The sequence below is a fragment of the Clostridium algidicarnis DSM 15099 genome (assembly GCF_002934235.1).
Lineage (GTDB): Bacteria > Bacillota > Clostridia > Clostridiales > Clostridiaceae > Clostridium_L > Clostridium_L algidicarnis.
Genome location: NZ_PTIS01000002.1, coordinates 136,040 through 159,427 on the forward strand (window position 1 = coordinate 136,040; position 23,388 = coordinate 159,427).

Consider the following 23,388-nt stretch of genomic DNA (forward strand, 5'->3'; position numbering starts at 1 on the left):
GATTTTTGAAATACATATCCTTGAATTTGTGTTTTTTTAGTGTTATATTTAAAAATATCAAAACTAATAGCATGAAAGAAAACCTTTTCTGTTAGACTAGAGAGGGGACTTAATTGTTAATAAGGTTATAATAAATATCTAAATAAAAAGGAGGAATAATAATGAGTTTTACAAGTAATTTAAAACCCCAAAACGTTTTTAACTTTTTTGAAGAATTAACTAAGATACCACACTGCTCAGCAGAAGAAAAACAAATAAGCGATTATTTAGTGAATTTTGCAAAGATAAGAGGTTTAGAGGTAGTACAAGATAAGAACCTAAATGTAATTATAAAGAAACAAGGAACCAAAGGATATGAAAATGCTCCTACAGTAATAATTCAAGGACATATGGACATGGTTTGTGAAAAATCAAAGGATAGTTCACATGACTTTTCAAAAGATGCTTTAGAATTAAGACTAGATGGAGATCATTTATATGCAACAAATACAACTTTAGGTGGAGATGATGGAATAGCTGTAGCTTACGGCTTAGCATTGTTAGATTCCGATAGTATAGCACATCCTCCAATTGAACTTTTAATTACTACTGAAGAAGAAACAGGAATGTTCGGAGCTGATGCTTTAGACCCTTCTAGCTTAAAGGGTAAAATACTTTTAAACATAGATGCTGAAGAAGAAGGCATATACCTAGTAAGTTGTGCTGGTGGAGTAAATTCAACAGTTATATTTAAACCAACCTTTGAAGAAACTTCAAAGGAAACTGTAGAAATTGAGATTTCTGGTTTAAATGGTGGACATTCAGGTATGGAGATAATAAAACAAAGAGCTAATGCTGTTAAGTTAATGGGAAGAGTTCTTAACTCATTAAAGAAGGAACTATCTTTTAACTTAGTATCAATGAATGGTGGATCAAAACATAATGCTATTGCTCGTGAATGTAACTCAATTATCACAGTTAATTCAGATGAATTTACAAAGGTACAAGACTTATGCAAAAAGTTAGAAGAAACATTTAAAAATGAATTTAGAGTAGAAGATCCAAATATAAGTATAAATGTTTCAAAATCAGGGAAATCTAAAAGACAAATGAGCTGTGAAGATACAGAAAAGTTAATCACATTTTTAATGACAGTTCCAAATGGTGTTCAAACTGTAAGTAAAGACATTGAAAACTTAGTTGAAAGTAGTTTAAACATAGGAATTTTAGAAACCTGTAATGATGAAGTTAAATTTACTATATCAGTTAGAAGTTCCGTTAAGAGTTTGAAATATGAAATTTCAGAAAGAATAGAATCTCTAGCAAAAATAACTGGAGGTAATTTTACAACTTCTAACGAATATCCAGAATGGCAATATGAAGAAGACTCAAAAATAAGAGAGTTATGTATAGAAACTCACAAAAAGTTATTTAACGAAGAACCAAAGATTGATGCAATACACGCTGGACTTGAGTGTGGACTTCTAAAAGAAAAGATGCAAGATACAGATATGATAAGTTTTGGACCTAACTTATATGATGTCCATACACCAAATGAACATTTAAGTGTATCTTCTGTAGAAAGAGTATGGAACTTCTTACAAGAACTACTTAAAAACATAAAATAATAAATAAGTTTTTATTAGTTTAATGAGGTTAATATTTACTAAAATTGCTACGTTGTATTTACTTGAATTATTAATTTTAAATTTGTTATCAATATAAAATTATATCTCATGTATTCTTTTATAAAAAATTAAAGAATATTAATCTTTTATAAAAGGAACATGAGATATGTATTTTAGCAATTATATTAATATATATTAAGAAAGGTTGGGTTTACCAATGGCAAGTGATAAAAAGAAACTTTCTAGCACCGCATATTCCGGATGCAAAGGCGAGGATTATGTACCATTTATATCTACAACAGTAGCAATGCCTGAAACTACAGGTTATTCAATTATACTTGGAATTTTGTTTGCAGCTTTATTTGCAGCAGCAAACACATATCTTGGATTAAAAGTAGGTCTTACAATTTCTGCAGGAATACCTGGTGCTATTTTAGCTACAGGAATCTTGAAGGGATTATTCAAAAGAAACAGTATTTTAGAAGCTAATATGGTATCATCATTAGCAGCAATGGGAGAATCAATAGCAGGTGGAATTATATTCGTATTACCTGCATTAATACTTTCAAATTTTGGTCTAAGCATTACAACTGTAGTAGCTGTAACTGTAGTAGGTGGACTTATGGGAGTATTCTTTGTAACACCATTAAGAAGATTCTTAATAGTTGAAGAGCATGGTAATTTAGTTTACCCTGAGGCTATGGCAGCAGCTGAAGTCTTAGTTACTGGTAGTGAAGGTGGAAGTGCTTTTAAAACAGTTTTAACAGGACTTGGAATGGGTGGAGCATATAAATTCTTATCAGGTGGAACTAGATTATGGGCTGAGCAAGCTACATATACAATAAAAAGTTACCAAGGAACAATGATAGGAGTAGATACATTAGCATCATTACTTGGTGTTGGATTTATAGTAGGTACGAATGCATCTTTACTTATGTTTGGAGGATCTTTCGTTGCTTGGTTTGCGTTCATACCATTAATAAAATATTTAGGAAGCGGACTTGCAGCACCGTTATTTCCTTCAGCAAAATTAATTTCAGAAATGTCAGCAATGGAAATATGGAAAAGCTATATAAGATATATTGGTGCAGGTGCGGTTGCAATGGGTGGATTTATTTCACTTATTAAATCTTTACCTACAATCATAAAGAGCTTTAAACAAGCAATGTCAGGTATTGGTTCAAAAATAAATGGCGAAGTAGACAGAATAGATGTTGAAGCACCTTTAATATGGGTTATCGCTGCAGCAATACTTGGATTCCTTTTAACTTGGTTATTACCAGCTATAGGAGGCGGATTCATTGGAGGATTACTAGTTGTAGTATTTAGTTTCTTCTTCTCAGTTGTATCTGCTAGAATGGTAGGTATAATCGGAGCTTCAAACAATCCAGTTTCAGGAATGACTATAGCAACATTATTATTTGTTACAACAGTATTAAAACTTACAGGATCAGTAGGAGACGAAGGTATTAAAAAGGCACTATTAATAGGTGGAGTTGTGTGTGTTGCTATTGCAGTTGCAGGTGGAACAGCACAAAGTTTAAAGACAACATTTATTATAGGAGGTACTCCTAAGAAGGTTCAAGTTGGGATGTTTATTGCAGTAGCATTTGCTTCTGTATTCTCAGGGCTAGTAATAAAAATGCTAGATAAAGCTTATGGAATAGGTAGTGCAGCTGTAGCAGCACCACAAGCAGTATTAATGAAGATGATTGTCGAAGGAATTATGACAGCTCAACTTCCATGGACATTGGTTATAGTAGGAGCTGCAATCGCTATATTCTGCGAACTTGCAAAGATTCCTATATTACCAGTTGCTTTAGGATTATATTTACCTATAACATTAAACACAGCTATATTATCTGGTGGATTAATCAGAGTTCTAGTTGAGAAGAAATTCAAGAATAATGAAGAAAGAAAGTCAGGTTCTTTAGAAAAAGGAACATTACTTGCTTCAGGACTTGTAGCAGGAGATGCTCTAGTAGGTATTATAATAGCTATATTTGCAACTTTAAGCTTAGACGAAAAACTAGGCTTTGGAGCTAAAATAGCACCTAGCATAACTCAAGGAAACTTATTATCATTTATTATGTTCCTTGGATTAGCAGTATGGATATACATGTTTTCAACTAGAGAAGACAAAGGAGTTATCTAATTATGAGTAACACCCAAGATGAAAAATACAACTTTGTACTATATGTGCCAGAAATAAAGCATGATAGATGGGAAGAGAAAGACGGAAAGGTTACTCTATACTATGAAGTAACAGATCCTGTTAAAAAGTTTGCAGCATGGCTTGTAAAAAAACCAAAGGTCTGCGATATTGAATTTGATGAACTTTGTTCTTCCGCATGGTTACTTATAGATGGCGAAAGAAGCATATATGATATTGCAAAGATAGTTTCATCAAAGGCTGGAGACGATATAGATGAATCTTTACGTAGATTAATTATTTACCTAAAGTATTTAGCTAAAAGAGGGTGGATTACTTTTAAAAAGTCAAACCCTTCATCAGATCTAGAATCAGAATAAATCATTAAAAATTAATTTAATAACTAAATTAATTCAGTATAGTCTTAGTTTATGATATCCATAAACTAAGACTATATTTTTTATTGGAAAGACATAATTTCAGTTATGATATTTTCATAAATGGTGTCAATTTCTTTAAAGTTCATGCTATTTATATAAATATCTTCTAAGGTATTTCGAATGACTTTAACTTCAGATAATATATTTAAAGCTTTTGATAAAAGTTCATAAAAAATATCTTCACTATATTTTATTTCAGATTCGTATTTATTTAAGATATCTTTATTTAAAATTGTATTCATGTCTATTTGTAATTCTACATCGGTTAAGTTTTCTTTAAAATATTCTTTATTTATCTCATTACAAGTTAATAGTGCAATGGATAGGTGAGGAAGTAATATATGCTCTAATCTTTCAGGTATAAAAGGGTCGTGAAAGGCTTCTACATAAAGATCTCTTTTAATTGCCTCTTCATAAATATATTTTAAAACCTCTCTACTCCCTGTACCAGCATCACCCTTTAACAAATAAACAGTGTTATAACCCTTGTAAAGAGTATCAACAAAGGTTTCTATACCAGTAGGTGTAAATGCAGTGGCAAAAAGATGCCTTGATGTACCAACACCAGATACGTTCATAGGTAATAACTTATGTTTCAAATCTTCCTTAATTAAATTAAGTTTTGAAACATTCAAAGCAAGCTTATTTAAAGATTCCAAGTCCTCAAACACTACTCTTGAAGCTCTAAGATATTTATAGGCACGATTAAAATATAGGGACACTTCTTTACTTATATCCATTATTCTTTCTTTTTCGCCCCTTATTTTATCTTCATCTAAGTATTTAGCTAAATCTAATATTTCATCAACAGCCCTAGGGGTCTTAGGATCAATTGAATGAGGTGCAGTACCATCTATCATAGCAACTTTAAGTTCTTTTATAAGAATTCCATCTAAAGAATCAACATCTGAAGAACAATGATGAAATTCTACAGTATAGCCTTTTTCTTTAAAATGGTTACCTACCTTTTTTAACATAAAAGATTTCCCTGTACCAGGACCGCCTTTTATACAGATGATCTTATTAGCTTCTTTTTGAGATAATATATATTGAAAGTAAGAAAAGAATCCTTCAGAACTATTGCTACCTAAAAACATATGTCTTTCTAAATTATTTACCATTAAATCACGCTCCTAAATTAAAAATTAATACATGTTATGAAGATTTATTTTATTATGTCAGTACTTATAGTATAATCAATAGTTAGTTAGTAGATTCTTAAAAATAAAAATTATTAAGTATAAAATTAATTATATGAGGGGGAGTTTTATCCCATGGCTACCATCCGTAACACCCCTATCCTCTTCAAGGTGGGGGATGACGGCTGCTACGCCCCTGGATAAGTTCTTCTAGCCTTTGATGGAGAGATGTATTCCTTATAAGTAAACTCCATATGAGTCTAAGAATCACTTGATGAATCAATATAGTTTAATAAAGAATGAGGGTGAATTACTATGAACATGATTGTTAAAATGAAAAAAACTTTTAATAAAGAAAATATTAAGGTTATATGGAATAAAAGAGATAAAATTGCATCATTTACGTTTTTTTGTTTAATTATAAAATATATTTTATTTCAAGGTATTGTAAATAGTAAAAATTCTTCTAGGTTTAACTTAATTGGAGTCTATTTTACTGTTGGACCTATAATTTCTCATGCTATGTTTTTTTTAATATTCATAAGCATAGGATTTTTATTAAAGAAAAACAGAGGAATTTATTACATAATATTTCACATGCTTATAACAATATTATTGCTTCTAGATCTTTTTTATTACAGAAACTATGGAACATTTTTATCTTTTTATTTTATTAAAAACAAGGAGATATTTAATCCGCTAAATCGAAACTTGATTCAGATAAGACCTATTGATATTTTATTAGTAATGGACATACCCTTTATTATAAAAAAGTATAATGAAAAAAAAGGAGATAACCTATATAAGCGAAGAAATATAGTAGTATTCTTAATTATGTTGTCAATGTCTGTTACAAAAATAGGTTGTGACCACTACATTATAGATGTAAAAGATGTAAGCAAAGGTAACATTATGTTCTTTAGAAACTCTTGGTATCCCTTCCAAACCATGTCGAACTTATCGCCTATAGGATACCACTTCTTTGATGGTGTTAGGCAGTTTAATGATTCAAAATCTATTGAACTTTCTAAAGAGGAAAAAAGGGAGATAAATGATTGGTATATAGAAAAAGAAAAGTTACTAAATTATAAATATGAAAACAATAGTTATAAGGGTCAACTTAAAGGAAAAAACTTAATATTTATTCAAGTAGAGTCCCTTGAAAATTTTGTTATAGGAGAAAGCGTTCAAGGTCAGGAGATAACTCCTAATTTAAATGAAATGGTTAAAAACTCTTTTTATTTCAATAATATATATGAGCAGACAGGCTCCGGAACCAGTGCTGATGGAGATTTTATTAGTAATACATCTATATTGCCATTAAAATCTGGGGTAGCTTATATGGATCATGCTGCTAATAAATATAATTCTATGCCATATCTTATGAAGGGTTTAGGATATAGTACTATATCTACTCATCCAGAAAAGGGTGGAAACTGGAATTGGATTCATAATCATAAAGCTTTAGGATATGACAAAATATTTGATATTAATGATTATAAATTAGAGGAAGTAATAGGAGCTGGACTTTCCGATGGATCTTTCTTTAATCAGATATCAGATAAAATTTCAAAAGAAGATATGCCTTTCTTTTTACATATGGCAACACTTACAAGCCATGGACCCTTCGATTTACCAGGGGATAAGAAATCTTTAGATTTACCTAGTGAGTTAGATAAAAATGTATTAGGTAAATTTTTTCAAAGTATTAATTATGTAGATAGGGAAATAGGAAACTTTATGAATACACTTAAAGATAAGGACATGTTAGATGATACCGTTGTTGTTATATATGGTGACCATACAGGTGTACATAAATTTTATGAAGATAAGTTAAAGGGTATAGATGTAGAAAATGAAAAATGGTTAGAGAAAGAAATGAAAGTACCCTTTATTATATATAATGAGAATATTAAGGGTGAAACTTTTAATAATATAGGTGGACAGATAGATATTATGCCAACAGTAGCCTATCTTATGGGGGTTCCGGAAGAAGAATTTAATAATTCAGCTATGGGAAGGATTATGTTTCAAGACAAGTGGAACTTTACTGTTTTATTTTCTGGGGAAGTTGTAGGGACTCCACCTTCAGATAAGGAAAAAGATTTGATGCTAAAGGGTCCTTATATTTCTAATAAGATAATAAAAGGAAATTATTTTAAAAAATAAAAAAAAGCTATATTACTTTAGATGTGAATTTTAAAAGTAATATAGCTCTTATATATTTAAAGAAGTCTCTCTAAACTTAAGTTTAAATTTAATGTTTAAATAACAGTAAAATCATTATCAATAGTTATTACACAATTATAATAAGGTGAAAGTTTTTTTACATTCATGGATATCATGTCTATAAGTTCTGTATCAGTAATTTCTTTTCCTCTTTTACTAGAGTCTACAACTATATCAAAAATAAGATTTTTATGGTCACCTTCTCCAACAACCCTAAAATCATGCATAGATTTTATTAATCCTATTTTATTTAAAATACTTTGGAGTTCCTCTTGAGTTTTTAATATTTCTTTATCATCTACACAAATAGGATCTGTATGTATAACTAAATGAATATTAAATTTTTCTGAAACTTCCTTTTCAGCTTTATCTATAATTTCATGTATCTTTACTATAGAAGATGTACTAGGAACTTCAGCATGAATAGAAGCCATAGCTTTACCTGGACCATAATTATGAATAATAAGGTCATGGACTCCAGATATCTCATTATAAGATAAAACACTTTCTTTTATATTATTTGCTAACTTTTCATCAGGTGATTCACCAAGAAGAGGACTTAGTGTATCTTTTATTAGTGAGTAGCCTGAATATAAAATGATTAAAGATACTATTATGCCTATATAACCATCTATTGGAAATCTGATCCAATTAGAAAGTAGTAGTGATAAAGCAACTGTACTAGAAGTAACTACATCTCCTAAAGCATCTATAGAGGCAGCTTTTAAAGCAGAAGAATTAATTCTCTTTCCAATAAGCTTATTAAATCTGCTTAGCCATATTTTGAAAAGTATGGACACAAGTAGTAGTATAAAGGGTATAGTTTCAAAGCTTACCACCTCAGGATTTATGATTCTTTGGAAGGAGGATTTAATAAATTGAATACCAACCATCATCACCATAAAGGCTACTATAAGTCCGGATATATATTCTAGCCTACCATGACCAAAAGGATGTTCTTCGTCTGCAGGTAAACTAGATAATTTAAATCCAAGGATGGTAATTAATGAAGAAGCTGCATCAGATAAGTTATTAAAGGCATCTGCTGTTACAGCTATACTTCCAACTATAAGCCCTATAGATAATTTAATTGCAAATAGCAAAGAATTAATTATAATTCCAATAATCCCACCAAGGAAACCATAGGAGTTTCTTACCTTTTCTTCTTCAGTATTTTTATAATTCTTAACAAACTTTTTTACAAGAAAATCTGATATCATAAATACACTTCCTTATTTCTTTGTCATTAGCTTTAAATTATACCACAGGATTTATTAACAATCTATAGATTTTGATTATCAAATGATAATGAAGTTTGGGCGTATATAGTTATCATAAGTCTTTAGAAGTTAAAATGATTAAATGAAGGAATACATTAGGTTAAAATATTATATAAATGTAAGGCATGCTAATAATATTTATGTTAAAATAATAATGGAAGTTAAGAGGGGGTAATATTATGGAAAAAAATATTAAATTAGCAAATGAATTAATAGATTTTATCTATGAGAGTCCTACAGCCTTTCATGCAGTTAGCACTACAAAATCAATGTTAAAACAAGAAGGTTTTACAGAAGTTTTGGATTCTGAAAAATGGGATCTTAAAAAGGGTGGAAAGTATTTCACAACTCAAAATGATTCAGCTCTTATTGCTTTTGTAGTAGGAGACGGAGAGCTAGAAAGCAATGGATTTAAACTAATAGGTGCACATACAGATTCACCTTCATTTAGAATAAAGCCATTTCCAGAAATGACTTCTGAAAATACTTATGTAAGATTAAATACAGAGGTTTATGGTGGTCCAATACTTAATACTTGGCTTGACAGACCACTTTCTATAGCAGGTAGAGTTACTTTAAGAGGGAATAATCCACTTTCCCCAGAAACAAGACTGTTGAATATAAATAAACCAATACTTATAATTCCTAATATAGCAATACACATGAATAGAGAAGTAAATCAAGGAGTGGAACTAAACAAACAAAAAGATACCCTTCCACTTTTGTCACTTGTAAATGAAAGCCTTGAAAAAGATAAGTATTTAATAAATACTATAGCGGCAGAGCTTTCTGTAAATGTAAGTGATATATTAGATTTTGATTTATTCCTTTATGAATATGAAAAAGGAAGCGTTATAGGCTTAAATGAAGAGTTTATATCCTCACCAAGGCTAGATGACCTTGCTATGGTTCATGCAGGGATAAAGGCACTTATAAATACAAAGGTTAATATGGCTACAAATGTTATGGTGTGTTTCGACAATGAAGAGGTAGGAAGTTCTACAAAACAAGGAGCAGATTCTAATCTATTAAGCAACATATTAGAAAGAATAGCTTTAAGTTTTAATAAAGGCAGAGAAGATTTCTTTAGAGCACTTTCAAAATCCTTTATGATATCAGCAGACTTAGCTCATGCGGTTCATCCAAATGCAGGTGAAAAACATGATCCTGTAAATAGACCTGTTATAAATAAAGGACCAGTTATAAAGATAAGTGCAAATCAAAGCTATACCTCAGACAGTAACTCTATAGCAGTATATGAGCAAATTTGTAACAATGCAGGAGTACCTGTACAAAAGTTTGTAAATAGATCAGACTTAAGAGGTGGATCTACTATAGGACCTATATCATCTACACATCTTCATATAAGATCTGTAGATATTGGAACACCAATACTTGCAATGCACTCTATAAGAGAGCTTGGTGGAATAGAAGATCAAGAATCTATAACTAAATCATTTGAAGAGTTTTATAAAATTTAAATAACTTATTACAATCTTTATTAAGAATGAAATTTAAAGGATACCAGAAAAGAAATTTACTGGTATCCTTATTTTTGTTTTTGTATCTATAATTTTATGTGAATATGTGAATACTAAAAAGGCATGTTACAAATATGAAAATAAGCGAGCAAAAGGAGTCGGATATTATGACGTATATATTTATAGCTGTAGGTTTATTATTAGCTTTACTATTCACATATCTAATAAAGTTTAAAAAAGGTAATGAAAATCAGGAAAACATAATTCAGGGCGAAGACAAAAAAGAAGATCTAAATTGTAAGGACATAGATCAGTTGGCATCCATCATAGCTAATAATAAGATAATTCCAAACAAAAGAATTAAAGAAAAAAGGTTAATGGATAAATTAAATAAAGATTATAAAAATATAATAAAGAATTATGAAATGCTAAAGGAAAACGAGAAAACACAAAAGAATTTAACGGGAGCTGCAGAGTGGCTTTTGGATAATATATATGTGATAGAAAAAGAATATGAGACTATAAGATATAATATTCCTAAAGATTATTGTAAGTATATGCCAATAGTTGAAAATAAGATTTGTGATAGAAATCTTAGAGTTTACTATATGACTAAAACCTTTGTTGATTATTTTGATAATAGTGTAAATAAGGATAATATAGAAGACTTTTTAATAAGTTATGAAAGTTATAACCACCTTGCTATGGGAGAGTTATGGTCTTTTCCTTTAATGCTTAGGATGGTGCTTATAGAGTCTATAAGTAAAGACTCATCTATAATTAATAAAATTTATAATGAAAGAAAAAGAGCAGATATTATAATAGATAAATTAGTTTTAGCTTATACAGAGGATAGACTAAAGGATTATCTTGAGATACTAAATAATAAAGATATACCATATAGTGATACCTTCATAAATAAGATTGTAAAATCTATTAAAGATAATGGCTTAGACCAAGAAGAAATATATTTGTGGATTGAAGATAAGTACGGTGTTTCAAAGGAAAACATAGGTTTAATAAGTAGAAGAGAAAGTATAGAAGAAGCTAACTTAAACTCTTTTATGGAAAATGCAATAACATCTTTAAAAAATATAGAATCTAAAGATTGGAGAGAAATATTTGAAAAGATAAGTTATGTAGAAAAGACACTTTCAAAAGATCCTCTACATGTATATACATCTATGGACTTTAGCTCACGAGATTACTATAGACATGAATTAGAAAAGATTGCAAGAAAGGTTAAGGTAGAGGAAAGTAAGGTAGTGGATAAGGTATTAGAGTTAAGCGAAAAAGAGAACCTACAATTAAAAGAAGTAAAAGATAAAGAACTTTATAAATGTCATGTGGGATATTACATAATAGATAAGGGGTCAAGAGAACTTAAAGAATATTTTACAAATAAAAATAGTACAATTAATAAATTATCATCATTTTTAGAAATGAACAAATTCACTCTTTATATTTCTTTTATAATATCTATGATAGCAATTTCTCAGTATTTAGTTTTATATAACTTTAGGCTTAAGGATTTAGATATTAAAATATACAAGTATGTACTAGGATTTATAGTTCTTATAATACCTTTAAGTGAAATTGTTATATCTATTTTTCATTGGATTATAATTAAATATACTTCTCCAAAGTTTGTACCAAAGATAGAATTCAAAGAGTCTATTCCAAAAGAATATAAAACTATGGTAGTAATACCTACATTGATAAACAACGAAAATAGAGGTACTAATCTCATAAAAGACTTAGAAGTATACTACCTTGCAAGTAGAGTGGAAGGAATTTATTTTGGGGTTTTAGGAGACTTTAAAGATTCCAAAACAAAAGAATCACCAGAGGACAATATAATAGTAGAAACTATGCTAAAAGAGATAAAAAGGTTAAATAAAAAATATTCAAAAGGGGAAGATATATTTTATTTTTTAAATAGATATAGACAGTATAATGAAAAAGAGGATGCATTTATAGGATGGGAGAGAAAAAGAGGAAAACTTATGGAGTTTAATTCTTTATTAAGAGGAGATGAAAATACTAGTTATGATGTAATAAGTGGCGATATATCTACACTTCAAGAGATAAAATATGTAATAACCTTAGATGCAGACACTAAATTACCAATGGGAACAGCTAAAGGACTAATTGGTGCCATGGCCCACGTATTAAACAAACCTTATGTAGATGCAAGTTTAAAAAAGGTGGTACGTGGATATGGTTTAATGCAGCCAAGGATTACAGTTGGTATAGAGGATTCAAATAAGACCCTTTTCTCTAAGATATTTTCTGGGGAAAATGGTATAGATACTTATACAACGGCGGTGTCTGATGTATATCAAGATTTATTTTACGAAGGCATATTTACAGGCAAGGGTATATATGATGTGGATGTATTTAATGAAATGTTAGTCAGTGCTATTCCTGAAAATACTGTACTAAGTCATGACCTTTTAGAAGGAAGCTATGTGAGATGCGCTTTAGTAACAGATCTACAGCTAGTAGATGGTTACCCTGCATATTACAACTCTAGTATATTAAGACTTCATAGATGGGCAAGGGGTGACTTTCAGCTGCTACCTTGGATATACAAAGAATCTCCAATCAACTCTTTATCAAGGTGGAAGATTATAGACAACTTAAGGCGAAGTTTAATCACACCATCTATTATTATATTATTTTTGTATGCGCTGACATTAGAACCTGGAGGCTATGGTATAGGCACTGCTATTGGGATTATTTCCATGATATGTCCTATATTATTTAATATAACGGATATTGTAACAGCCCCTTTAAAAAGTATAAGCATTTTTACATATACTAACTCCTTTAAAAGAATAATAAAGCAAGTAATTTTAACGTTCGCATTTATACCATATCAGGGATACATCATGATAGATGCAATGGTTAGAACGTTATATAGATTATTTATTAGTAAAAAGAATTTACTTCAGTGGAAAACAGCTGAAGATGTTGAATCAAAGGTTTCAAATAAAATTATAGATTATGTGGAATCCATGGCTATAGGAAGTATAGTTGGTATAACAATACTTTATTTATCCTATATAAATAGCAAAGAAGCATTTTATGTCTATTTAGTACCAAGTCTTTTATGGATATTGAGCCCAATTATAGCCTACTATATAAGCAAAGAAATCAACATTGATACTAAAGATTTTAAGAAGGAAGAAATAGATTTATTAAAAAATATATCAAGAAGAACCTGGGCATATTTTGAAGATTTTATTAATGAAGAAAGTAACTGGCTTGCTCCAGATAACTTCCAACAAGAACCATTAAAAGGCTTAGCTTGTAGAACATCGCCTACTAATATAGGAATGATATTTACCTCTAATATATCAGCTTATGACTTAGGTTATATTGGAATAGAAGAGGTAGTAAGTAGGATGGATAAATCTATACACTCATTAATGGATTTAGAAAAGTGCCAGGGACATCTTTATAATTGGTATGATACTGAAACATCAAAAGCTTTGCATCCTAGATATGTGTCTACAGTAGATAGTGGTAATTTAGTAGCTTGTCTTTGGATAGTACCAGGAACACTTAAAGAATACCTTGAAACACCACTTATAAATAAAAATTATATGAAGGGGCTAGAAGATACCATAAAATTATTACTAGAAGAGGTAGAAAAAGAAACCATATACTTTGATAAAAACTTAGATTTTACTTCATATAAATCATTAAAAGATTATAAGGATAAGCTTAGGGCCATAAGAGATGGCTGTTTTCATATAGAAAAGGAAGAGAGAGAGAACTATTATTGGAATAAGAAACTAAAATCTATGGTAAATAAAAGACTTAAAGAATTGCAAGATTTATTACCCTTTTTTGATACTGCAGTGGAGGAAGATGAAGATTTTAGTAATAGGTTAATGGATATAGTTATAAATACTAACCTAAAGGATTTGCCAGATAGATTAAATAATTTTAAAAGTATAGGTGAATGCTCTTTTGAGTTAGAAGTTCTTATTGAAAATAGTATAAAAGAAATATGTAGACTTATAAATAAGATTAAAACTTTAATTCTAAATTGTGAAAAGATAATAAAAGAAACAGATTTTAAGATGTTATATGATGAAAGTGCTGGATTATTTTATATTGGGTATAACCTAGAAGAAGAAAGGTATAGTGATTCTTATTATGATCTTTTAGCCTCTGAGTCTAGAATAGCTAGTTATATAGCTATTGCAAAGGGAGATATAGAATATAAACATTGGTTTAAGCTTGGAAGATCTTTAAGAAAGGTGGAAAAAAACAAGGTATTAATGTCTTGGAGCGGTACTATGTTTGAATATTTAATGCCACTACTTTTAATGAGGTCATATTCTGATACCTTATTAGAAGAAACTTATAAGGGAGTAGTGGAAGCTCAAAAAAATTATGCAAAAGACCTTAACATTCCTTTTGGTATATCAGAATCTGCTTACTTTAAATTTGACTTAGAGGAAAATTTTCAGTATAAGGCCTTCGGTGTACCAAGTGTAGGACTTAAAAGAGGTCTCGAAGATGATACTGTGATATCACCATACTCAACTGTAATGGCTCTTATGGTAGACTTTAGGGCGTCTATTGACAATATTAAATCTTTAATAAGTATGGGTATGTTAGGGAGATATGGATTATATGAAGCTTTAGATTATACAAAAGAAAGAATTCCAAAAGGAAAGGATAAAGCTTTAGTAAAATCCTATATGGTTCATCATCAAGGAATGAGTTTTATGGCTTTAAATAATATAATCAATAAAGATATACTACAAAACAGGTTTCATAATATTCCTGAAGTAAAGTCTATAGAGTTATTACTTCAAGAAAAACCTATAAATAGAATAGTATTTAGTAGAAAAAGAGATCCTTCATATTCAAAGAAAGAAGTTTATGAAAAGAATATGTTAATACGAAGACATAGTGATGCAAATACAAAGTTCCCTGAAGTTCAAGTATTGTCTAATGGAGATTATTCTTTAATGATAACTAATGATGGTAGTGGGTATGGTAAAGAGAAGGATATGATGTTATATAGATGGCGGGAAGATCCTACAACTTCTATAGGGGGTCAGTATCTTTATATAAAAAATCTAAATTCTAATGAATTTTGGAGTGCTACCTATGAACCCTGCAAACATGAAGGTGAAGAATATGAAGCTATATTTTCACTAGATAAGGCTCAGTATAGAAGAAAAGATGGAAATATCTTAACTAAACTAGATGTTAGTATTGCAAGTTATGATAATACTGAAATAAGGAAATTAATTATAACAAATAATAGTGATAGTACTAGATATATAGAAGTAACAAGTTATATGGAAGTAACACTTTCAACCTATGAAGCAGATGTAGCCCATCCATCCTTTAGTAATTTATTTATAAATACTGAATATATAGAAGAAGATCAATGCATTTTAGCAAGTAGAAGGCCTCGAAGTAAGGGTGAAAAAAGAAAATACTTGGCAAATAAGATTATTTCAAAAGGTGATACAGTAGGAGCATTACAATATGAAACAAATAGATTAAATTTTATAGGAAGGAATAGAAATCTTTCTAATCCTTATACAATGGAAAGCGAAGTACCTTTAAAAAACACAGTAGGATATGTGCTAGATCCCATAATAAGTTTAAGAAGAGTATTTAAAATTAAAAAGGGTCAGAGTGCACAAATAGCCTTTATAACTTCTGTAAGTGATGATAAAGAGGATATTTTGGATATAGTAAATAGATATGAAACTATAAAAGATATTGATAGAGCTTTTAATATAGCTAATAATGAGGTCAAAAGTGAACTTCAGCAGCTTGGAATAACATCAAATCAAGCAAACTTATATCAAATCCTTGCATCTAAGATAATATTTCTAAATGATTCAAAAAAGGAAAGAGAAGAATATCTAAAAGGTATAAAAAGAAGTCAAAAGAATCTCTGGAGTTATGGTATATCTGGGGACTATCCTATAGTCTTAGTGAAGGCTTCTAAAAACCAGGATTTAGAGTTAATAGCACAGGTTCTTATGGCTTACAAATACTTAAATAAAAAGTCTATAAAGTTTGACTGCATAATACTTAATGAAGAAGATTCATCCTATGATGAACCATTGCAAAAGGAAATAAAACAGATTATAGGAAAGCTTGGACTTAGTAATAAAGAAGAAAAGAGAGCTGGAATATTTGTTAAAGGTAAGCACAGTATGGAAAAAGAAGATATAAATCTTATATTAGGTATTGCAAGATTTGTCTTTTATGGAGAACGGGGTAACTTCAATAATAATATTAAAGAGCGGATAGAAAATAAAATAGAAGATAAATCTCCTCAATTAATTGATAATATTGAGTTTAAACCAAAAAGTAATGCAGTAAGTTTTATTAGAAACTATAATAATAATAATAATAATAAAGTAATAGCAAATGATAATAGCGATTCTAAGGATGATTATAATAAGTCTTGGAATAGAGAAATTGAAGGAATTAAAAACTTAAAGTGGATAAAGGATAGTTTTGCTACAGAGTTTAGCTTAGAAATAAGTAAATCTTATGACGTAGGGTCAAAAGAGCATACACGAAGAAAAGATTTTTTTGATACATCTGAGTTATTATTTTTTAATGGTATTGGAGGATTTCACCCTAAAAGAAATAGTTATATAATATGTCTAAAATCCTATAATAATACCCCAGCGCCTTGGATAAATATATTATCTAATAGGGAATTCGGATGCTTTATTTCAGAAAGCGGATCTGCACATACTTGGAATAAAAACAGTAGAGAAAATAAAATTACACCTTGGAGTAATGATAGTATAATAGATCCAGCAGGAGAGGCTTTTTTCTTAAGAGACGATGATGAGGGAAATTTTTGGAGCATAACTCCAGGACCTGTAAGAGATTCAGGTGAATATATAATCCAACATGGTTTTGGATATAGCAAGTTTACACATAGTGCATATGATGTAGATGGTAGTTATACAGTTTTTGTTGACAAAGATAATCCAATAAAATATATTGTTGTAACATTAAAAAACACTAGCAACAAAATAAAGAATATATCTAGTTTTTATTACTCTAGAATGGTGTTAGGGGAATCCATAGAAAAAAGTAGCCAGTATGTATATACCAAGATAGAAGAAGATTTTATTTGGGCAAGGAATCCTTATAGTGAGCATTTTGGAGGGTTAAAGACCTTTTTAAAGATTGTAGGTGGAGAAGATATAAGTTTTACTGGAAATAGAAGAGAGTTTATTGGTAAAGGCGGAGCCATAGAGTACCCTTTAGCTATGAAAAAGGAGAATCTTTCAAATACTGCAGGTGCAGGATTTGATCCTTGTTTAAGTCAGTGCAGTAAGATTAAGTTAAATCCGCTAGAAGAAAAGACTATAGTTATAGCATTAGGTCAGCTAGAAGATATAGATTCTATAAAGAATATATTATTAGATATGTCAGATACAAAAGAAGTTGAAAAAAAACTAGATGAAACTAAATTATACTGGGAAGAAATTTTAGGAAAGATTAAGGTGGAAACCCCAGATAAGAGTATGGATATAATGTTAAATGGTTGGCTTATGTATCAAACTTTATGTTGTAGATATTGGGCAAGAACTGCATTTTATCAATCAGGAGGAGCTTATGGATTTAGAGATCAGCTCCAAGATTCTATGGCTATAGGACTTGTAGATGAAAATATTACAAGAGATCAGATCCTTCGAAGTGCTGGAAGGCAATATATTGAAGGGGATGTACAACATTGGTGGCATCCAGTCATTAATAGTGGGATACGTACAAGGTTTAGTGATGACTTACTTTGGCTACCCTTTGTAACAGCAGATTATATTAATCATACTGGGGATCTATCCATTTTAGATGAAAATGTACCTTACTTAAAAGATGAGCCTTTAAAAGAAGGAGAAGATGAAAGATATAATGTAGTTATGAACTGTGATAAGCAGGGAAGCATATATGAGCACTGTTTAAAGGCTATAGATAAGGGACTAAACTTTGGACCACACAATATACCCTTAATAGGTAGCGGCGATTGGAATGATGGATTTAGCACTGTAGGCAACAAGGGTACAGGAGAAAGTGTTTGGCTTGGTTGGTTTTTATATTATATATTAGAAGAATTTATTGAAATATGTAATATAAAAAAAGATGAAGATACTAAGAGGAAATATTCTGAAACTAAAAAGTTTATTAGAGAAAATTTAGAAAAGAATGCCTGGGATGGTGCCTGGTATAGAAGGGCTTATTTTGATGACGGTACTCCTCTTGGATCCATAGAAAATAGTGAGTGTACCATAGACTCTATATCACAAAGTTGGTCTGTTATTTCAGGTGCAGCAGATATAAAAAGAGCAAAGAAAGCTATGAATTCCGTAGAAAAAAACCTTATAAAAAAAGATAAAGGTATGATAGTATTGCTATCTCCACCTTTTAACAAATCAAGCTTAGAACCAGGATACATTAAAGGTTACATACCAGGAGTTAGAGAAAATGGAGGCCAATATACCCATGCAGCAGTTTGGGTTATACTAGCTATGTGTAAATTAAATTATAATAGTGAAGCTTTACAGTTATTTAATATGATAAATCCTATAAATCACACATTATCTATAACTGAGATTGAAAGGTATAAGGCAGAACCCTATGTCATGACAGCAGATATATATTCATTAGAACCTTATGAAGGCAGAGGTGGATGGAGCTGGTATACAGGAGCTTCTGGATGGATGTATAAAACAGCAGTAGAAGATATACTAGGATTAAAGATAATAAAAGGAAGAGGGTTTATTATTAAACCCTGTGTGCCTATAGAGTGGAATGAATATAAAATCACATATAAAAAAGACAAAGGGATTTACAATATTGTGGTGAAAAGAGATGAAAAGAAATGTGTGTTAATAAATGATGTTATATCAGAAGATGGATTTATAAACTTTAAAGAAGGAGAGCAAAATATAGTGGTATATATATAAGGTATCCAATAAAAACAATAAAAATAATACAAAAAATTATAAAGATCTAAAAAAAGGTTATCGTAACTACGATAACCTTTTTTTGTGAAATGACTATCTGATCTAATACTCTTATGGTGCTATATTTATGGCTGATCTCTCGAGGTATAGTCGAATTCCATCCAAGCTATATTGTTACAAACAATAGGATCTTCAACGGGATCTGGAAGTTTAGAACAACTTTCTTTATTTTCTTTAGAACAGGATTTTAAATCTTTAGAAGATTGTTCTAAATAACCCCTTTCTAATGGAAGATAGGGAACTTTAGATTTTTTACTCATAATCTATCACCTCTATACTTAGTATGTGGAATATTTCTAAAATAATAATACAAAGAAAATGGAAATTTTAAATAAAGAAGGTATCTGATGTAAAAATTATATGAATATTTTAAAAAATATCGTCTGGATACTTTATTAATATTAAATATGATGTATAATTAAGTGTACAAGCAGTTATTAAATAATTAAGGAGGTAATTTAAATGACAAAATTACATCAAATTTATAAATGTAATGTATGTGGAAATATTGTGGAAATGGTTCATGCATCAGCAGGTGAATTAGTATGTTGTGGAGAACCTATGAAACTTATGGAAGAAAACACTGTAGATGCAGCAAAAGAAAAGCATGTACCTGTAGTTGAAAAAGATGGAGATGTTGTAACTGTTAAAGTTGGATCTGTAGAGCACCCAATGGAGGATAAACACTACATAGAGTGGATAGAGATCATAACAGAAAACAAGGTATATAGAAAACACTTAAAACCAGGTGAAAAGCCAGAAGCAACTTTCACTATATGTGGAGAAATAGTATCTGTAAGAGAATATTGTAATCTTCATGGACTATGGAGAGCTTAAATTAAATAATAAATAAAAACCCCCTCAAAATTATATTTTGAGGGGGTTTTATTTACTTTAGAAAAAGATTAATCGTCAGCCTTACCTACATCTGATAATATAAGGCCTTTATTATGATCTAAAGCCCAATTTATACCCCAATCATTTTGGAATATAAGAATTTGTCTATCTTTTAAATCCACTACCCTTTTGGTATCACTTGTTAAGTTAAGGCTATCCATATCTAAATCTTTATTTTCTATCCATCTAACAAATCTATAAGCTAGTCTATCCATTTTTATTTCAACATTATATTCATGGTTAAGTCTATATTCTAGAACTTCAAATTGTAGAACACCAACTACACCTACAATTATTTCTTCCATTCCTATAAAAAGTTCTTTAAATACTTGAATAGCACCTTCTTGAGCTATTTGAGTTATACCTTTTACAAATTGCTTTCTCTTCATTGAATCTACAGGTCTTATTCTTGCAAAGAATTCAGGCGCAAAGGTAGGTATTCCCTCAAATTTAAATTTTTTATCTGCTTTACAAAGAGTATCGCCTATACTAAATATACCTGGGTCAAATACACCTATTATGTCTCCAGAAAAGGCCTCTTCAACAACTTCTCTATCTTGAGCTAAAAATTGTTGAGGCTGAGATAATTTTATTTTATTGTTACCTTGCATATGAAATATTTCCATGCCCTTTTTAAACTGGCCAGAGCATATTCTCATAAAGGCAACTCTATCTCTGTGAGCAGGATTCATATTTGCTTGAATCTTAAATATAAAAGCTGAAAAGTCCTCTGAAAAGGAATCTATTTCGCCTATATTTGAATTTCTTGATAAAGGTGGAGAAGTTAACTCTAAAAAGTTTTTAATAAATGGTTCAATACCAAAGTTTGTAATAGCACTACCAAAGAAAACAGGGGATAACTCTCCTTTTTTTACCTTCTCTATATCGAATTCATCTCCGGCAATATCCAAAAGCTCGATGTCTTCTATTAATTTATCGTGAAGGTTTTTACCTAAAAGGTCATTAAATACATCATCATCTATACTTTCTTTTACTGATTCCACTCTAGTTTGACCATGGCTTTTGTTGCCATTAAAGACTTGTATAGTATTAGTGCCTCTTTCATAAACGCCTTTAAAATCATGACCGGAACCTATAGGCCAATTCATAGGATAAGATTTTATCCCAAGTTCGTTTTCAAGTTCCTCTAAAAGTTCAAAAGGATCTCTAGTTTCTCTATCCATTTTGTTTATGAACGTAAATATTGGAATATTCCTTAAGGAACAAACATTGAAGAGCTTTCTTGTTTGTTCTTCAACACCTTTTGCACCATCAATTACCATTACTGCACTATCAGCGGCCATCAAAGTTCTATAAGTATCTTCACTAAAGTCTTGGTGACCAGGTGTATCTAATATATTTATACAGTATCCATCATAATTAAATTGCATTACAGATGAAGTTACTGAAATACCCCTTTGTTTTTCTATCTCCATCCAATCTGAAGTTGCATGTTTTGATGCCTTTCTAGCCTTAACGGAACCAGCAAGTCTTATGGCTCCACCATATAATAGTAATTTTTCTGTAAGTGTAGTCTTACCAGCATCTGGGTGAGAGATTATGGCAAAGGTTCGTCTTTTTTCTATTTCTTCTTTAAGATTCACTATAAAATCCTCCTTATGTTTTTAAGGATTATGCCCTAGACCATTTAAGGTTAGGGTTTTAATTCTAAACACAGTAATTATAACAGTTAAAAAAGAAATTTTCAATAATAGTGAATGATAGATACGAGAAAATATATAGAAAAGTATTTGTAGGTTTTAAATAGCATTATAAATATATACTATAGAGTGGTTAAATAGTATAGAAAAGTACTATAAGGATTTGATTATTTTATATGTTAATATAAATTAAAAGTTAAATATAAATTAAAAGGAGATAAATAAAATGGAAGATTATCCTAAGGGATTCGAGGAGTTTAGTGAAGCTAGAAGAAATGGATTCATAAAAGTTAAGGAATTAAAGGATGAAGGCAAAAAAATAGTTGGTACCTTTTGTACCTTTACTCCTGTAGAAATTATATTTGCAGCAGGAGCAATTCCAGTATCACTATGTGGAATGAGTGATGAGCCTATATCAGATGCTGAGATAGATTTACCACAAAATTTATGCCCTCTTATTAAATCTAGCTATGGATTTGCAATTACAAAAACTTGCCCTTACACATATTTTGCAGATCTAATAGTAGGTGAAACTACCTGTGATGGCAAGAAAAAGATGTATGAATATTTAGGAGAAATAAAAAATGTTCATGTAATGCAGTTACCACAAAATCTAGAGAGAAAAGACTCTTTTAATCTTTGGAAAAATGAAATATTATATTTAAAAGAGAAACTTGAAAATGACTTTGATGTTATTATCACAAAAGAAGACATAAAAGAATCTATAAAAGCAAGGAATAAAGAAAGACTATTATTACAAGAGTTTTATGATCTTCAAAAGCTATGTCCGCCTCCAATCAGTGGGTATGAAATTCATAAAGTATTAGAAGGATCATCCTTTAATTTGGACAAGCATAAACAAAATATAAGTCTCAAAGAGATGATAGAAGATATAAAACATAGTTATGAAAATGGACAAAGAAAAATAAGTAAAAATGCTAAAAGAATACTTATAACAGGATGTCCTATTGGAGGGGTAGCAGACAAGATTATAAAATCTATAGAAGAGAATAATAATGCAGTTGTAGTATGCTATGAAAATTGTTCTGGGGTTAAGGAAAAAAGTAGATTGGTAGATGAAAGTATTGATCCTATAGATGCACTTACAGAAAAATATATAAATATAGGTTGCTCAGTTATGTCACCTAATAATAATAGAATAAGCTTATTAAATGAACTAATAGATGAGTATAAAGTAGAAGGGGTTATAGAGGTTGTACTCCAAGCCTGTCATACCTACGCTGTAGAGACTAAAAAGATAAGAGAGTTTGTAACAAAAGATAAAGAAATTCCTTATATGGCATTAGAAACAAGCTACTCATCTTCGGATATAGGACAAGTAAAAACTAGAATTTCAGCATTTATAGAAATGTTGTAAATATTTCTTTTGCAAAGATAGATAGATTAAACTTTTTAAGTATAAAGGTGAATTTAATCTTAAATCAAAAGTTACTTGAGATA

12 protein-coding genes are annotated in these 23,388 nt (G+C 30.0%); 8 read left to right on the top strand and 4 right to left on the bottom strand.

Annotated features, from left to right (window positions below; genetic code table 11):
• The first annotated feature begins 161 nt into the window (after positions 1–161).
• The 3 genes from BD821_RS02815 to BD821_RS02825 all read left to right on the top strand — a co-directional run bounded on the left by BD821_RS02815 (position 162) and on the right by BD821_RS02825 (position 4,139).
• Entirely contained in the window at positions 162–1,607 is a 1,446-nt protein-coding gene (locus BD821_RS02815; RefSeq protein ID WP_104409215.1) for an aminoacyl-histidine dipeptidase, read from the top strand.
• A 217-nt stretch (positions 1,608–1,824) separates the two neighbouring features.
• The gene (locus BD821_RS02820; RefSeq protein WP_104409216.1) at positions 1,825–3,762 is read left to right on the top strand and encodes an OPT family oligopeptide transporter; all 1,938 of its coding nucleotides are present in this window, start codon (positions 1,825–1,827) and stop codon (positions 3,760–3,762) included.
• Positions 3,763–3,764: 2 nt separating this feature from the next.
• On the top strand, positions 3,765–4,139 hold the full coding sequence (locus BD821_RS02825; protein WP_104409217.1) for a PqqD family peptide modification chaperone: 375 nt from the start codon (positions 3,765–3,767) through the stop codon (positions 4,137–4,139).
• An 80-nt stretch (positions 4,140–4,219) separates the two neighbouring features.
• Here the strand turns inward: BD821_RS02825 and BD821_RS02830 are convergent, their stop codons facing one another.
• Positions 4,220–5,320: a P-loop domain-containing protein gene (locus BD821_RS02830; RefSeq protein ID WP_104409218.1), complete on the bottom strand. Its 1,101-nt coding sequence runs from the start codon at positions 5,318–5,320 to the stop codon at positions 4,220–4,222.
• Between the two features lie 351 nt (positions 5,321–5,671).
• On the opposite strand from BD821_RS02830, the gene BD821_RS02835 reads away from it, so the two are divergent.
• The gene (locus BD821_RS02835; protein WP_169993927.1) at positions 5,672–7,507 is read left to right on the top strand and encodes an LTA synthase family protein; all 1,836 of its coding nucleotides are present in this window, start codon (positions 5,672–5,674) and stop codon (positions 7,505–7,507) included.
• Positions 7,508–7,602: 95 nt separating this feature from the next.
• On the opposite strand, the gene BD821_RS02840 is transcribed toward BD821_RS02835, so the two are convergent.
• Positions 7,603–8,787, bottom strand: a complete 1,185-nt coding sequence (locus tag BD821_RS02840) for a cation diffusion facilitator family transporter (protein ID WP_104409220.1) — start codon at positions 8,785–8,787, stop codon at positions 7,603–7,605.
• A 239-nt stretch (positions 8,788–9,026) separates the two neighbouring features.
• Between BD821_RS02840 and BD821_RS02845 the strand changes: the two genes are divergently transcribed.
• The gene (locus BD821_RS02845; protein ID WP_104409221.1) at positions 9,027–10,328 is read left to right on the top strand and encodes a M18 family aminopeptidase; all 1,302 of its coding nucleotides are present in this window, start codon (positions 9,027–9,029) and stop codon (positions 10,326–10,328) included.
• Positions 10,329–10,495: 167 nt separating this feature from the next.
• Positions 10,496–19,309 (top strand): glycoside hydrolase family 94 protein, encoded by an 8,814-nt coding sequence (locus BD821_RS02850; RefSeq protein WP_169993930.1) that lies wholly within the window; start codon positions 10,496–10,498, stop codon positions 19,307–19,309.
• 125 nt (positions 19,310–19,434) lie between these two features.
• Here the strand turns inward: BD821_RS02850 and BD821_RS02855 are convergent, their stop codons facing one another.
• A complete protein-coding gene (locus BD821_RS02855) occupies positions 19,435–19,629 on the bottom strand; it encodes a hypothetical protein (RefSeq protein ID WP_029452445.1) in 195 nt (64 codons plus the stop codon).
• A gap of 202 nt (positions 19,630–19,831) precedes the next feature.
• On the opposite strand from BD821_RS02855, the gene BD821_RS02860 reads away from it, so the two are divergent.
• Positions 19,832–20,206 carry a desulfoferrodoxin gene (locus BD821_RS02860; RefSeq protein ID WP_104409223.1) on the top strand — a complete coding sequence of 125 codons (375 nt, stop codon included), beginning with the start codon at positions 19,832–19,834 and terminating at the stop codon, positions 20,204–20,206.
• A gap of 68 nt (positions 20,207–20,274) precedes the next feature.
• Here BD821_RS02860 and BD821_RS02865 read toward each other — a convergent pair whose 3' ends face one another.
• On the bottom strand, positions 20,275–21,873 hold the full coding sequence (locus BD821_RS02865; protein ID WP_104409224.1) for a peptide chain release factor 3: 1,599 nt from the start codon (positions 21,871–21,873) through the stop codon (positions 20,275–20,277).
• 280 nt (positions 21,874–22,153) lie between these two features.
• Between BD821_RS02865 and BD821_RS02870 the strand changes: the two genes are divergently transcribed.
• Positions 22,154–23,305, top strand: a complete 1,152-nt coding sequence (locus tag BD821_RS02870) for a double-cubane-cluster-containing anaerobic reductase (RefSeq protein WP_029452448.1) — start codon at positions 22,154–22,156, stop codon at positions 23,303–23,305.
• Positions 23,306–23,388 lie beyond the last annotated feature (83 nt).